This window comes from Rhodanobacter thiooxydans (assembly GCF_021545845.1).
Lineage (GTDB): Bacteria > Pseudomonadota > Gammaproteobacteria > Xanthomonadales > Rhodanobacteraceae > Rhodanobacter.
In genome coordinates, this window is record NZ_CP088923.1 from 2,366,115 (window position 1) to 2,380,515 (window position 14,401).

12 protein-coding genes and 1 pseudogene are annotated in these 14,401 nt (G+C 58.8%); all 13 read left to right on the plus strand.

Features of this window, described 5'->3' with window-relative positions:
• Positions 1 to 170: 170 nt before the first annotated feature.
• A pseudogene (locus tag LRK53_RS19440) lies at positions 171 to 461 on the plus strand (2-phosphosulfolactate phosphatase); the annotation flags it as partial.
• Positions 462 to 516: 55 nt separating this feature from the next.
• On the plus strand, positions 517 to 960 hold the full coding sequence (locus LRK53_RS10595; protein ID WP_235642057.1) for a 2-phosphosulfolactate phosphatase: 444 nt from the start codon (positions 517 to 519) through the stop codon (positions 958 to 960).
• A 135-nt stretch (positions 961 to 1,095) separates the two neighbouring features.
• Positions 1,096 to 1,212, plus strand: coding sequence for a hypothetical protein (locus LRK53_RS19445; RefSeq protein ID WP_425504503.1), 117 nt, complete (start codon positions 1,096 to 1,098; stop codon positions 1,210 to 1,212).
• A 680-nt stretch (positions 1,213 to 1,892) separates the two neighbouring features.
• The gene (locus tag LRK53_RS10600) at positions 1,893 to 3,710 is read left to right on the plus strand and encodes a DUF1302 domain-containing protein (protein ID WP_185754699.1); all 1,818 of its coding nucleotides are present in this window, start codon (positions 1,893 to 1,895) and stop codon (positions 3,708 to 3,710) included.
• Positions 3,711 to 3,735: 25 nt separating this feature from the next.
• Positions 3,736 to 5,136 carry a DUF1329 domain-containing protein gene (locus tag LRK53_RS10605; protein WP_027493724.1) on the plus strand — a complete coding sequence of 467 codons (1,401 nt, stop codon included), beginning with the start codon at positions 3,736 to 3,738 and terminating at the stop codon, positions 5,134 to 5,136.
• Positions 5,126 to 6,250: a WD40/YVTN/BNR-like repeat-containing protein gene (locus LRK53_RS10610; protein WP_051257637.1), complete on the plus strand. Its 1,125-nt coding sequence runs from the start codon at positions 5,126 to 5,128 to the stop codon at positions 6,248 to 6,250. Before LRK53_RS10605 ends, LRK53_RS10610 begins: the two co-directional genes overlap by 11 nt.
• Positions 6,247 to 8,655: an efflux RND transporter permease subunit gene (locus LRK53_RS10615; protein WP_051257638.1), complete on the plus strand. Its 2,409-nt coding sequence runs from the start codon at positions 6,247 to 6,249 to the stop codon at positions 8,653 to 8,655. The genes LRK53_RS10610 and LRK53_RS10615 overlap by 4 nt, the downstream gene beginning before the upstream one ends.
• Positions 8,656 to 8,886: 231 nt before the next feature.
• A complete protein-coding gene (locus tag LRK53_RS10620; protein WP_051257639.1) occupies positions 8,887 to 10,326 on the plus strand; it encodes an MFS transporter in 1,440 nt (479 codons plus the stop codon).
• 116 nt (positions 10,327 to 10,442) lie between these two features.
• On the plus strand, positions 10,443 to 10,937 hold the full coding sequence (locus LRK53_RS10625) for an alpha/beta fold hydrolase (protein ID WP_221174230.1): 495 nt from the start codon (positions 10,443 to 10,445) through the stop codon (positions 10,935 to 10,937).
• 197 nt (positions 10,938 to 11,134) lie between these two features.
• A complete protein-coding gene (locus LRK53_RS10630) occupies positions 11,135 to 11,320 on the plus strand; it encodes an alpha/beta fold hydrolase (RefSeq protein ID WP_221174231.1) in 186 nt (61 codons plus the stop codon).
• Between the two features lie 46 nt (positions 11,321 to 11,366).
• Positions 11,367 to 12,218, plus strand: coding sequence for an SDR family NAD(P)-dependent oxidoreductase (locus tag LRK53_RS10635; RefSeq protein WP_027493726.1), 852 nt, complete (start codon positions 11,367 to 11,369; stop codon positions 12,216 to 12,218).
• A gap of 256 nt (positions 12,219 to 12,474) precedes the next feature.
• On the plus strand, positions 12,475 to 13,380 hold the full coding sequence (locus tag LRK53_RS10640) for an acyl-CoA thioesterase (protein WP_235642659.1): 906 nt from the start codon (positions 12,475 to 12,477) through the stop codon (positions 13,378 to 13,380).
• A complete protein-coding gene (locus tag LRK53_RS10645; RefSeq protein ID WP_235642058.1) occupies positions 13,364 to 14,401 on the plus strand; it encodes an enoyl-CoA hydratase-related protein in 1,038 nt (345 codons plus the stop codon). Before LRK53_RS10640 ends, LRK53_RS10645 begins: the two co-directional genes overlap by 17 nt.

Here is a 14,401-nt window from a genome sequence, read left to right on the forward strand (position 1 = left end):
AGCGCAAAAGTTCCTTCATATTTTCGTTCTACGCACTAATAATAGACTATGTATCATATACTTACGTTTGCGCTTGCATTCGATTTGTGGCATCGCTATCATCATCTCGTAACAAGAAATATAGTTTTGCCATACGAAACTTAATCGTTCCCACACCCTGATGGAACGCCATGCCCAAGCTCCACGTACTGCCGCAACAGGAAGCACTGGATCCGGCCCGCCTGCAGGACAAGGTGGTGATCGTCCTGGACATCCTGTTTGCCACCTCAACCATCGTCCACGCGTTCGGCGAGGAGGTGGCTAGCGTGTGGCCGGCGCACGACCACGCCGACGCCGTGCGGCTCGGCGCGGACTGCGCCGACGCGGTGCTGGCCGGCGAGTTCCTGGCCGATGCCCTGCCAAATTTCGCCACCGCTGCACCGCTGGCACTGGGCAGCCTCGGCCTGCGCGGACGGCGGCTGGTCTACAGCACCACCAACGGCACGCCAGCCCTGCATCGCGCCAGTGCAGCCAGACATGTCTATAGTGGGCGCACTGTTGAATGGCGCCACGGTGGTCGCCCATGTGGCGCGCGCGCATCCGGATGCGCCGGTATTATTGCGGTGCGTCGGTTTGCAGGAGCGCTTCAACCGGGAAGACTTCTGCGGCGCCGGCCATCTAGTCACCTACTTCAGCCGATTGGACGGCTATCACTGCAGCGACGCCGCGCTGGCCGCTGCCATGCTCTACCGCAACAACGATGCCCGCAGCACGCTGCCGGCATCGCGCGTGGTCCGGCGCATGCATGCGCTGGAGCTGCAGTGCGAAGTGGAATACGTGGCCCAGTGCAACATCATCGCCGCGGTACCCAAGTGCTCGGCGACCAGCTGTTGCAGATGGCGGCATGAGCACTGCATCGACAGCCCCCTCCGGCGCCGAACGCGCTGTCGTTCGACGCGGAGCTGCTGGCGGCGTACCTGACACAGCACAATCCGCTTGTGCGGACTCCAACCTGCAAGTGTGGAACACCGTGTTGGACCGCTGCCAAGGTCTTGATGGGGGCAGGCCGTCCGTTATATCGGGCAGCAGGCCATCCAGTTGCACGGAGGCATGGGTATGACCAACGAGATAAGCATTGGTCACTATTTCAAACGCCTATTGTCTTTCGAATTTCGCGGCGGGACTACGACACGACACATGGACGCATATCGAATTCAAATGAAGGCTGGATGACCGAATAATATTATTTACGTCGAACTTGCTGCAATGGTTCCGTTGCGCTGAATCAAGCAACGGCGGATTTCTGCATATTAATGACATGCGGAAGTGGGGTGGCGGTAGAAAGTAAATGACGGCATATGGGTGTCTACATAAACGTTGAAATTTTACAGGTGACGTTGTACCCACGTCTTGTATTCGAAAGCGTCATCTAGTATTTTCGTTATGAAGAGACGCTTGACACGCCACAGATAGCGTCAGTAGGAAATGGGATACAGATTTGATAGCAAAACATAGGCACGTGGGTAGTTGCTATTCGTCCAATTTATTATATGACTAATCTCTTGAATCGAAGATGAAGCGACCTGGATCGATAGCGAACAACCTGAATTGACTTGTTACGTTGAGACAGCTTCGCGCTGCAAGGTGAGTGTCTGTGTAGCGGCGAAACCACTGCTTCCGATTGAATATAGCGTGTGAAAGGGGGAGTTGACATGAAAACTACACGATCGTGGCTAGCAGCCTGTCGGACTTACAGAAAACCGACACCTTTTTGGTCAAAAATTGATCAAAATGGTCGGCGCGGGTCGCCCCAATGGAGTTCGAGTGTTCGTGTTGCAACAGAATCGACGTACGAGGCGCATGTCTCATCTAAGTCCGACAGGCTGCTAGGCAATTCTGCGGCAGGTCGCCGTATGTTTACATTGACGGCATATGCCGCTGCACTAGCGTTTGCGGGTTATATGCCATGTGCGAGCGCCACCAAATTCGATCTTGGCAACGACGTTAGCGGTAGCCTGGATACTACTTTGAGCTATGGCGCGCTGTGGCGTACTCAGGGGCCGAGCCCAGGTTTGATCAGTATCGCCAGCGGCGGCACCAGCCGTGACCCGAATGTCGGTATCGGTGACTTGAATTACAAGAATGGCGATATGGTCAACTCGATCTCTCGGATCGGGGAGGAGTTTCAACTCAAATACAAGAGCTTTACATTGTTCGTGCGGGGCGACTACTTCCACGACTTTCAGACTGCTCACGACAAGAACAAGTTCGGTCCGCAAGGCCGCTCGGCTCTGATAAGTCGAGCGCGATTACTGGACGCGTTCGTCAGTGACAATTTCACCGTATCCGGACACTTGGTGAATGTCCGCGTGGGCAGGCAGGTTATCAACTGGGGTGAATCGACCTTCATCCAAAACGGGTTGAATGCGATCAACGCAGTCGATGTGAATAGCCTGCGGCAACCAGGTTCGGAACTCAAGGATGCGCTCTTGCCCAACCCGGCGTTCTCTTTTTCGGCGGGGCTCACCGATAACCTGTCGCTTTCGGGTTTCGTGTTGACGTCGTTCCATCGGGTGGTGCTGGATCCACAAGGTGCATTCTTTTCGCAAACGGACGCGCTCAGCGACTATGGGCAACGCGTGTACCTGTCGTTTGGGCGGGAACCCGGCGGCGGCGTTAACAACGCGACTCCTTCAGACAACTTCATTACCCGCGCTCCGGACTCTCGACCGAGTGGATGGAACCAGTTCGGATTGGCGGCTCACTACACCGTGCCTGCGCTGAACTACGCGGAGTTCGGTCTGTATTATGAGCATTTGGATAGCCACATACCGTATCTCTCGATAGTCGCGCAACAAAATCAGGCAACACCGGGAAGTGGCCTCATCGCGGGCGTTGTCGGAGTTCCGGTGCCGGGTTATGACGGCACCGAACACTATTTCGCGGACTATCCGGGCGGCATCAACGTCTTCGGCGCGTCGTTCAACGCGTCGTTGCCGCTAGGCGTTGCACTACAAGGCGAGTACACCTATCGGCCGCGGATGCCGGTTCAGCTGGCAGCAACCGAGCTGGTGCTGTCCGGCATGGAGTTACCGTCAGAGATTGCACCTAAGTTTGCTGCGTTTCCTGGTGGGTCGATCATTCACGGTTATCGTCGGGTGAAGATGCATCAATTTCAATTTACGCTGACCAAGCTGCTCGCCGATCCGGGGTTAGGCGCAAGCCAGCTGGTGGTACTAGGCGAATTCGGCGCCGACTACCTGGATCTGCCAAATCATTTGAAATTTGCCGGCGGCGGCACCACGCTACCCCTGTTGGCGCCATTTTACGGCCCTACAGGACCACTCGCGGCCCTTACTGCCAAAGGATCATTGCAAACCACGGGTTTTACCTCAAGGTTTTCGTGGGGTTACCGGGCAATTGCACAGCTGCAGTATCTTAATCTGTTCCATTCCATCAACGTCACGCCAAATTTGGCGTGGTCGCAGGATGTTACCGGCAATGGGCCCAATTTTAATCAGGGCAGTAAGGCGGTGACTCTTGGCGTCGACTTCGATTATTTGAACAATTGGCACGCGGGTATTGCTTACACGAATTTCCTTGGCGGCCACACGTCCAACAGCGGAATCGACCCCATTCCAACCCCTGGTCAGTCCAGTTATTACAATACCGGCTCCAACGGGTTGAAAGACCGGGACTTCATTTCGGCCACCATCAGCTATTCGTTCTAGGCGCGCAAGCTAGAGGAGATTTAAAATGAGAGGCAAAACATTGATCTGGTCGGTGATGGCGCTTGCGCTGGGTGTAGGTTGTGCAGGTTTGGGCTATGCGGCACCTCAAGTCGGCAGCCCTTCCGCGGCTCCGTCTGAGCCCGGCAAGACGCTGACTCCATACGGTGCCGTGAAAGCGGGCAACGCAGCCGGCACGATTCCGGCGTGGACCGGTGGGCTGACCACAACGCCGGCGAACGTTGTGTCCGGTTTCAAACCCGGTGTCGTGTATCCAGACCCGTTCGCGGCCGACAAGCCATTGTTCACGATTACCTCGGCGAACGTTGATCAGTACAAGGATCACCTGACCGTCGGGCAGTTGGCATTGTTCAAGACGTATCCGGACTACAAGATGATCATCTACCTGACGCATCGCACTGCGGCGTACCCGCAAGGTGTGTACGAGGCATCCATTGCGAATGCAGCCACCGGGCGCGCGAAATTGGTGACGGGAAATGGCTCCGGGGTCATTGGTACCACTGGCGGCGTACCGTTCCCGATTCCGAAGAACGGCCTGGAGGTAATCTGGAACCAGCTTACTGCGTATCATGGCGAGGGTTACGAGACCAACAACGAACAGGCGGCGGTTACGCGTAGCGGTGCCTACTCGTTGGTCAACTTTCAATATCGGTTGATGACCAACTATGGCTCGCAGACCATCAAGCCGGCAGATCGCGCCAAGAATCTCATTGGCTACTTCATTGAGGCGGTCACCGGGCCAGCGCGGTTGGCCGGCAACGTGCTGTTGGTCCTTGAACCGCTGGACCAGACCATCCAGCAGCGCAAGGCGTGGACGTATAATCCGGGCCAGCGTCGCATGCGACTCGCGCCAGACGTTGCCTACGATAATCCGGGGACGGACTCCGACGGGATGCGGACCACCGATGACTGGAATATGTTCAATGGGTCGCCCGACCGCTACGATTGGAAACTACTCGGCAAACGCGAAATCTACGTACCGTACAACGACTACCGGATGGCGAGCCATGCGGTCACTCTAAAGGAGCTGCTGACGCCCAAGCACCTCAATACGAACTATATCCGCTACGAGCTTCATCGCGTGTGGGTCGTGCAGGCGACGCTCAAGCAGGGGATGTCGCATGTTTACGGCAAGCGGACGTTTTATCTGGATGAAGACTCGTGGAATATCCTGGCTCTCGAGTCGTATGACGGTCGGGGTAACTTGTGGCGCGTCGGTGAAGAATATCCGATACAAGAGTGGGATATTCCCGCCTTGGGTTCCATAGGGAACGTAATGTATGACCTGCAGGCCGGTCGGTATATTGCGTACTCGCTGGTAAACGACTCCAACAAGATCCACGTGAAGACCCCGTTCATTCCTGCCGATTTCACACCGCTGGCTCTGAGGCAGTCCGGTGTTCGATGAGAACTTTGTAGTGCAGAGCACAGTGGAGAGTGTCGGCCGAGAGTCGAGTATTGGGGACAACTTCCACCAGCGGTTCGCCCGCGCAGGTACAGCCGCGTTGCTGGTCTTGGGCATGTTATTGCAGGTCGCTGCGGCCAGGGGTGCCGACTCGCCACCAGCCACTTCAAAAGCGGCGCGGGAGTTGCCGGCGGAGACAGTGGTTCGACCTGGGGATCTCGTTCCTGCCAGCGTCTTGGCACAGCTGATGTTGATCGGTGCGACCCGCGCTGGCACGCGTATTTGCGCGGTCGGCGATCACGGGTACATCATTTATTCCGATGACGAAGGCAAAACTTGGCGACGTGCCGACGCGCCACACAGCGGTCTGCTGACTGCGGTCGATTTTCCGGACCCTCAGCACGGTTGGGTAGTTGGACACGCTGGGCTGATTCTGGCGACCACGGATGGAGGCAGAACCTGGATCGAGCAGCGCTATGAGCCCAAAGAAGAGCAGCCGTTGTTCGATGTGCTGTTCCGCAACGATCGCGAAGGCTTTGCGGTCGGCGCCTACGGATTGTTACTGGTAACGCAGGATGGCGGCCGGCGCTGGCAGCAGCGGAGCATCGGCAAGGATATCGATCGGCACCTCAACTACATCACGGTGTTTGGGCAGAAGCAGCTCGCGATTGCTGCGGAATCAGGCAATCTGTATACCTCGAATGACGGTGGACAGGACTGGGTGGACTCGACGCCTTATGACGGATCCTTCTTCGGGATACTGGATGTACCGGGGGGCGGTTTGTTGGCGTATGGGCTTCTCGGTCACGTGTTTCGCTCGGTCGATGGAGGGCGGAACTGGCTGCGGGTGGAAGGTACCGGGCAAGCATCCCTGATGGGAGGCGTGGCGACTGGCGCTGGAACCGTAGTGCTGGTTGGCGCAGGTGGTACGGTCTTGGTGAGCCACGATGCAGGGCAGCATTTTGCCACGGTCAACAGCAGCAGCGCCAGGACTTTGTCTGCGGTACTGGTACTGGATCACCAGCGTCTGCTGTTGTTTGGCGTGGGTGGGACAAGCATGCTGCAGCTCCCTGCCGCAACGGTGAAGCCCTTGGCAAATGGCGGGGATCACCGATGACTAAGCCGGATACAAAGCTTTCTCCTGCGCGCCACGTGGTCAATGCTTTCTCGTGGCTGCTGTTCAACCACCGGCCTGTGATGTTGGTGCTGTTTGCGTTGATCACGGGGGGGTTGGCCTGGTCGTCGACCAATCTGCGGTTGGACCCTGGGTTCAACAAGATGATCCCGTTGCAACATTCCTACATGCGCACGTTCACCAAGTACAGGGATACTTTCGGTGGCGCCAACCGCATCGTCGTCGCGTTGATGAAGAAGCGCGGCAATATCTACCAGCCAGGCTTCATGCAGCTGTTGAAGGGTGCCACCAGCGACGTATTTTTCATCCCCGGCGTCGATCGCACTTCGGTGCAGTCACTGTTTACGCCGAATACCCGGTTCATCGAGATTACGCCACAAGGGTTCGTCGGCGGTAACGTGGTGCCAGCAAATTTTGCGGGGACTCCACAACAGTTGCTTGCCGTGCGCCAGAATGTCGAGAAGGCGGGTTTGGTCGGGCACCTGGTGGCGAACAACCTGAACGGTGCGTTGATCACAGCGTCGCTTCTGGATGTCGACCCTAAGACCGGCAAGCAGCTTGACGATATCAATATCGCGAAAAACCTGGAACAGCTACGCGACAAGTACGATCGATTGGGCGACAAAGACGGGGTGACGGTTCACATCATCGGATTTGCCAAGGAAGTCGGGGACATCGCTGCGGGCATTCGCGGGGTGATTGTATTTTTCGGCATCGCGTTTTTGATCACGGCGCTGCTGCTGCGGTGGTACACGCGGTCCACGGCGCTTGCACTGATAGCGCTGTTTTGCGCGCTGCTGCCGGTGCTGTGGTTGCTCGGCGTGTTGCCATTGTTCGGTTTCGGCGTCGATCCATTTTCACTCTTGGTGCCATTTCTGATCTTCGCGATCGGTGTTTCGCACGCGGTGCAGATGACCAACGCCTGGCGTACTGCCGCGATCGCCGGAGAAAGTGGTTTGCAGGCTTCGCGGACAGCGTTCGATCAACTGTTCATCCCGGGGGTCCTGGCACTGCTGACCAACGCGCTCGGTTTCCTGGTGATCTTGCTGATCAAGATTCAGATCGTCCAGGAACTCGCGATCACGGCCAGCATCGGCGTGACCCTGATGATCATTACCAACAAGATGGTGTTGCCGATCGCGCTCTCCTACTTGCCGGCTCACCCCGATCACCTGCGGCGCTTGACTCGCGATGAATCCCGGAGCGAGAAAATCTGGCAATTCATGTCGGGCTTTGCAACGCGCCGGCGTGGCGGTGTCGTGATTGGCATTGCGCTGGTGCTGACCGGACTTGGCGCGTGGGGAGCCACGGGTCTGAAAACCGGCGATCTCGGTACGGGAGTACCGGAGTTACGCGCGAATTCACGCTACAACATCGACAGTCGCGTGATCACTGACAACTTCCGCACTGGCGTCGACGTATTGTCGGTCATCGTGCAGAGCCATGGCATTGACGGCGCCTGCGCCGATTATCGAATCATGGACGCCATGGATGCGTTCGAGTGGAAGATGAGTAGCATTCCGGGCGTCGCGAGTGCAATGTCCCTGGTCGATGTAGCCAAGATTGGCAATGCAGGCTTCAACGAGGGTGACATCAAGTGGCAGAGCATCGCGCACAATCGTGACGTGTTGGCTCAATCGACGTCTCAGGTCGAGACTTCCAGCGGCTTGCTGAATGCGGATTGCTCAGCGATGCAGATCCTGTTGTTTCCCAGCAACCACCGCGGTACCACGTTGGCGGGTATCGTCACAGCGGTCAAGGCGTGGAACACGATGTTCAAATCCAGCGCCAAGTATGTACCGGTCGCCGAGCACATGAGTTTCCTGTTGGCCTCCGGCAACGATGGCATCATGGCGGCAACCAATGAAGCCGTCGACAATGCCGACACGATGGAGCTGGTTGCGCTGTTCAGCGCGATCGCGCTGATATGCCTCCTGACGTTTCGCTCGTTTGTCGCGGTGGCGTGCATTCTCATTCCGCTCGCGCTGGTGGCCCTGCTCAACAATGCGTTGATGGCGACGCTCGATATTGGCATGAAGATCTCGACCCTGTCGGTGATCGCGTTGGGGATCGGAGTCGGGGTGGACTACGGAATCTATATCTTCGATCGCCTGGAGTATCACCTTGGCCAAGGCAAGGTGCTGCAGGATGCCTTCCTGCATGCGCTCAAGGAACGCGGCGCGCCAGCCATCTTCACCGCCACCACGATGAGCGTGGGCGTGGGCACGTGGATATTTTCGGCACTCAAGTTGCAGTCGGACATGGGTTTGCTGCTGACGTTCATGTTCTTCATCAATATGCTGGGTGCAGTGTTGTTGCTGCCGGCGCTGATGGCCTGGTTGAGCGGATGGAGGAAGCCCCCGGCTACGGTTACGGTCCACGCCTGATGTTGTGCGAGGACCTGTGATGCTTGGGACTGCCAGGTCGGCGACGCTGCCCGATGGGTGGCCATCGGCGTTCAAATCGACGCCAGGGCAAGTGACCTGCAGCCTGCACCCGTCGGTCTCGACCTCGCGACCGACGATTGAACCGGAAGGTACTGACGGTATGTCTCAATTCACGGTGGGTATGCACTCATGACGGCGTCCGCTTCACCACCCGGGCCGGATGCACATGGCATGCGCCGTGGACGCTGGCTGTGGGACCGCAAACTCTACCGCTATCCGCAAGGTTCGGTGCGGTACTCACAGCTCGCACTCGCGATCCTCGTAACGATCGTCCTTTACTACGAGCTGTACACGGTCGGTGGCGTGTCACCGCTGCTGGCCGTGCAGTTGCACATGTCGTTCATCTTCCTGGTGATCATGATCGGGATTACCAACCTGATCGGCGCCTTCGGCTCGCTGGCTGCCGGCTTCGCGGACCGGTTTGGCCGAGTCAACATCGTCATCTGGGGCATGCTGGTGGTTGGAATTCTGAATGCCATTGTCGTACCGGCGACCAACGATCGTTGGGGATTGACTGTTGTGCTATCCATCATTGGATTCGTCGAGGGCACGTTGCTGGTTGCTACCCCGGCACTGGTGCGCGACTTCAGCCCGCAAACGCGAAGGGCGGTGGCGATGGGTCTTTGGAACTGCGGTCCGGTCGCCGGCTCGCTGGTTGTCAGCATCGTTGCGGCGGCAACACTGGAGCACTTCGGGAATACTTGGACCAGCCAGTTCCGGATTTCGGGAATCGTCGGCTTGATCACATTTGTGATCGCATTGCTTGCCATGAAGGAACTGTCGCCGCAGTTGCGGGACCAGTTGGTGGTTCGCGCGAAAGAGAGCATCTTGGTCGACGCGCGCGCTTCGGTTGGGTTTGAGGCCAATCTCGACAAACCATTCCATCAGTTGTTCAAGCTTGACATTGTCGGTACTGCGCTCGGGTCCGCCTTGTTGCTGCTGCTGTATTTCACCTTAGTCGGGTTTGGCCCCATCCTGTATGCAACCGCGTTCCACTTCAATGCGAGCCAGGCAAACGCCGTGGCCGCGTGGGCGTGGGGTGCCAACGTCGTGGTATCGCTCCTTGTCGGGTTCCTGTTCGACTGGACCGGGCTGCGCAAACCCTGGATGATCGTCGGTGGCATTTTGACCGTCATCTGTGAGCTGATCCTGCTGTTCAACCTGGGCAAGCCCTTGAGCTTCGGTGAGCTGGCAACCATCACGGCGCTCATGTCAGGGTCGTTCGGGGTCGCGATCATCGGTTTCTACGCTGGCTATACCGAGACCATTGAGACCCGCAACCCGGCCCTGATGGCCACGGGCCTCGCGATTTGGGGTTGGACCATTCGTATTGTCGCGTTCATCTCATTCCTCGCCATTCCAGCTGTCGTCACCTCCGCGACCACGCTGTTGGAAGGGCACACCGGCTCTCCCCAATTCAAGACAGCGGTAACTGCCGTGTACGGCGAGTGGCGGGTGTGGCTGTGGGTTTGTGTCGTCGGCGCGCTTCTCTTCATGCTCTCAGTGCCGCTCCACCGCGGGCCGTGGACCATCAAACAAGCGAAGGAACTGATGCGGAAGCACGACCAGCGTGTCGCGGATGAACTGACTTCGTTGCACGGTGCGCAATAAATCCGATGCCGCAGGCTGTTCGTGAACACGTCCGCAAACGCGCGAACCAGGTATGGAGTTCGCGCGAGAGTGCAAGCGCCGGAAGCGGGCCGCTACAACGAGGGAGTACGTGGACCATGAATATTTCCCAGCCGCACTTCGTGGATACTCAGCGTGGACGGTTCGCCTACCGTGAAGGTGGCGAGGCGGCCGGAGGACCGCTGGTGATGATCCATGGCTGGCCGGAGAGTTCGTATTGTTGGAAGCACCTGGCGGGATACCTTCGGCCGGGTTTGCGGATCATCGCGCCCGACCTGCAGGGGCTGGGCAACAGCGAGCGAACTGAGGGATTGGCGCACTACCTCAAGGTCGAGCTTGCCCGGGACGTGGTCGAGGTTCTCGGCGCCCTGGGTGCGTTTGATTTCCAACTGGTGGGCCACGACTGGGGCGGCATTGTCGCCCAGGAGATTGCCATGGCCATGCCGGTGCGAGTGCGCCGATTGATCCTTTTGAACATCGCTGTGATCGACAATCCCGAGGGCAACCGGGAGGTGATCCGGGTGCTGCGCGAGCGAGGCAGTCGCAGTACTGGTACCGGCATTTTCAGCAGGCGCCGGGATTGGCTGAGGTGATGATCCCGGGAGCCGAAGAAGTGTGGTTGCGCTATTTCCTGCGTGCCTGGAATGGGCGCGCCTTTCCCGCCGATGCCATCGAGGAATACGTGCGCTGTTACCGTATTGCCGGGACGCCTGCGTGCGGAGCCAATTATTATCGAGCGTTCCGCGATGACGCCTGACGCTGGGCCGCAATACGTGATCATCGCTGGCCGATGCCGTCTTTGTATATGTATGGCAACAAGGATCCGGTCATCATTCCGGAATACCTGAATCACGTGGACGAGTGCTTCCTGGATCTACAGGTGATCCAGGTGGAGGCAGGCCATTTCCTGCAAGAGGAATCGCCTGCAGAGGTAGCCGCGCACATGAACGAATTCCTGCGCGTTGCCGATCGCTAGCGCCACCGCCTTGTGCAGGCCTCACGGCCAGTGGAGAAATATCGAGATGAAAGAATTGCGTGGCAAGGTGGCAGTCATCACCGGCGGCGGAAGTGGCTTGGGCCGCGAACTCGCGCTGTGTTGCGCGCGTCGCGGCATGCGCCTGGTGCTGGGCGACGTCGACGAAGGCGGCATGGCGGGTACCGCCGAGCTTGCGCGCGCCGAAGTGCCAGGTGTCGAGACCGCGGTGCGGCAGACCGATGTCTCCAAGCTGGAGCAGGTGCAGGCTTTGGCGACGCTTGCCGAGAACCGTTTCGGCGGGGTCCACTTGTTGTTCAACAATGCGGGCGTTGCCGCACACGGGTCGCTCTGGGAATCGACTGTGGACGATTGGACGTGGGTGTTGGGCGTGAATCTGTTTGGCGCGATCTGGGGCATCCGGACGTTCATGCCCATCATGTTGCGCCAGGGCGAGGGTCATATCGTCAATACGGCGTCGGCGGCTGGCTGGATGAACATGGCCGACAGCGGCGTCTACAACGTCAGCAAGTGCGCTGTGGTGGCGCTGTCCGAGACCCTCGCCAACGATATCAAGAAGGCAGGTGGCAAGGTGGGCGTCACCTGTCTTTCGCCGGCGTTCTTCCCCACACGGATCGCCGACGCCGAGCGCAACCGGCCACCGGCGCTTGCGGAAACGATACCGGCCAGTCCGGCTCTGCGGCAGCACGGAGAGATGTTGCGTTACGCCGTTGCCCACGGTCGGATTTCCGCATCGCAGATTGCGGAGATGACGCTGCGCGCGGCGGAGGCCGGGAATTTCCATGTGTTTCCACACCAGAAAGTAAAACAATTGATTCTGGATCGGGCACAAGCCGCCCAGGTGGAGACCACGGCTTTTGATCCTGTGGCAGAACGCTGATGCCGGGACGGTGGCAGTTGCGGATGCGGCGCGTGCGAGTCAGGAGGAGTCCCGCTGCGGCCGCAGGACGGCCCCGTCGACTGGCCTGCTTGTGCGCAGCGGCTAAAGACGGCTTCTCCATCTTCTGGCGTTGGGGGCGGTGTGCCGGTACTTTCAGCTCAAGGATGCAAGTTACCGACGCCGGCGTGGCAGTCGCGTCCGCCGCTGCCCGTCGAAATCATTTTGTTGATGGAGGCGGGATGTGGCAGGCTTGACCGTGGTCTACCGAAACAGCGTCAACAGCTGGGACTGCGACATGATGGGGCACCTGAATGTGCAGTTTTACGTAGCCATGGCCGTTGAAGGATTGTCCGGGTTGGGTCAACGCCTGGGGCTTGGTTCTGACTGTGTACACGATCAGGAAGTCCGGATGAGGGTAGGTCAGCACCATATCCGATTCTTGCGTGAACAACGTCCTGGTGCGCCCGTGACGATCCGCGCCGGCGTACTGGAGGTGACTTCGCGGCGCATGCGCGTGTACGAGGAGATGCTAAACACCGGTACCGGTGAAGTCGCTGCGACGTTCGTCACTGACGTAGCACTGCAGGATGTACACACCGGCCGCATGCTTGTGCTGCCTGACGCCGCACGCGACGCGGTGGAAAAAAGTTTTCGGGCCGACCTGCCGCCATACGCCGCACCCCGCGGTCTCGCTCTGACGGAGCCGCGACCGGCCCCGACGCTTGCCGAAGCCGAGTCGAACGGGATGTTTTTGACCTATCTGGGCGAGGTGAAAAGTACGATGTGCGACGAATACAAATGCATGACCACGCCTTCCTGCATGGGTGTGGTGTCCGACGCGTTTCCCAACCTGCTCGCTGCAACCGGTCAGGCAGACCGCCTGCACAGAGGCGTGGGTGGCGCAGCCCTGGAATACCGCTTCGTTTACCGCCAAATGCCCCACGTCGGCGACATCATCGCGTTGCGAAGTGGCATCAAGAGTCTCAGCGACAAGACTTACATCGTCTGTCATTGGATGTTCGATGTGGCGACCGGAGAAGCGGTGGCGACGGCGGAGCAGGTGGCAGTCATGCTGGATCTCAAAGCCCGCAAGGCCCTGGCCATAACCGACGAGATACGTGCCGGGTTGCAACGGGTGCTGGTACGTGGAATTGCCGTTTGATGGTTGCTGTCTGGTCGCACGGACTGCGACGGCTGGGTTGGGTCGCCGCGCGCAACGTTCCGACGCGGCTGCGGCATCGGTGTCCGGTTGGGCTGTTGCACGGCGGCGAACGTTTGCGCGCAACGTTCGCCGCGCGTTGTGCGCGTGGGTTGATATTGTGTATGCGTATCGGGGCGGCGAAACGCTGACCCGCGTGCCGAAGGTTTTCGGAGGAGCAATGGACTACAGAAACATCGAGTACACGGTGGTAAACAAGGTCGCCCGGCTCACGCTCAACCGGCCGCAGGTGCTCAACGCTTTGACGCCTGATTTGCTGGAGGAAGCGGATAACGCGTTGGGCAGAGCCGAAGCCGATGGCGATGTTGGTGCGGTCTTGCTCACCGGCGCAGGCGAAGGCTTCTGCTCGGGCGCTGACCTGACGCCTTCCACCAGTCAGAATCTGCCACGCGATGCCAAGGGCCGCGTCGACTTTGAGAAGACCTTGGAGAGGTGGTATGCCCCTTTCATCTGCCATATGCGCGCCATGCCGAAGCCCGTCATTTGTGCGGTCAACGGTGTCGCCGCCGGTGCGGGCTGTTCGCTGGCGCTGATGGCGGACATCACGCTCGCCGCACGCTCGGCCAGGTTTCTGCAGGCGTTCGTCAACGTCGGCCTGATTCCAGACGCAGGCGGTACCTGGATTTTGGCGCGCAATACCGGCTCGCAACGCGCCATGGGCATGGCTTTGCTGGGCGAGAAGATCAGCGCCGAGCAGGCTGCCGCGTGGGGCATGATCTGGCAGGTACTGGACGACGAGGCGCTGCTGGATGCTGCCACGGCCATGGCCGAGAAACTGGCCAATGGCCCGTCTATCGCCATTTGCCGTATTAAACAGGCCATCTACGCCGCCTCGCAGAATGACTTGAGTTCTCAGTTGATGCTGGAAGGTGAATTGCAGCGTGAGTGCGGCCACTCGCAGGACTTCGTCGAGGGTGCCACTGCCTTCATGGAAAAGCGCAAACCCAACTTCAAGGGGAAATGA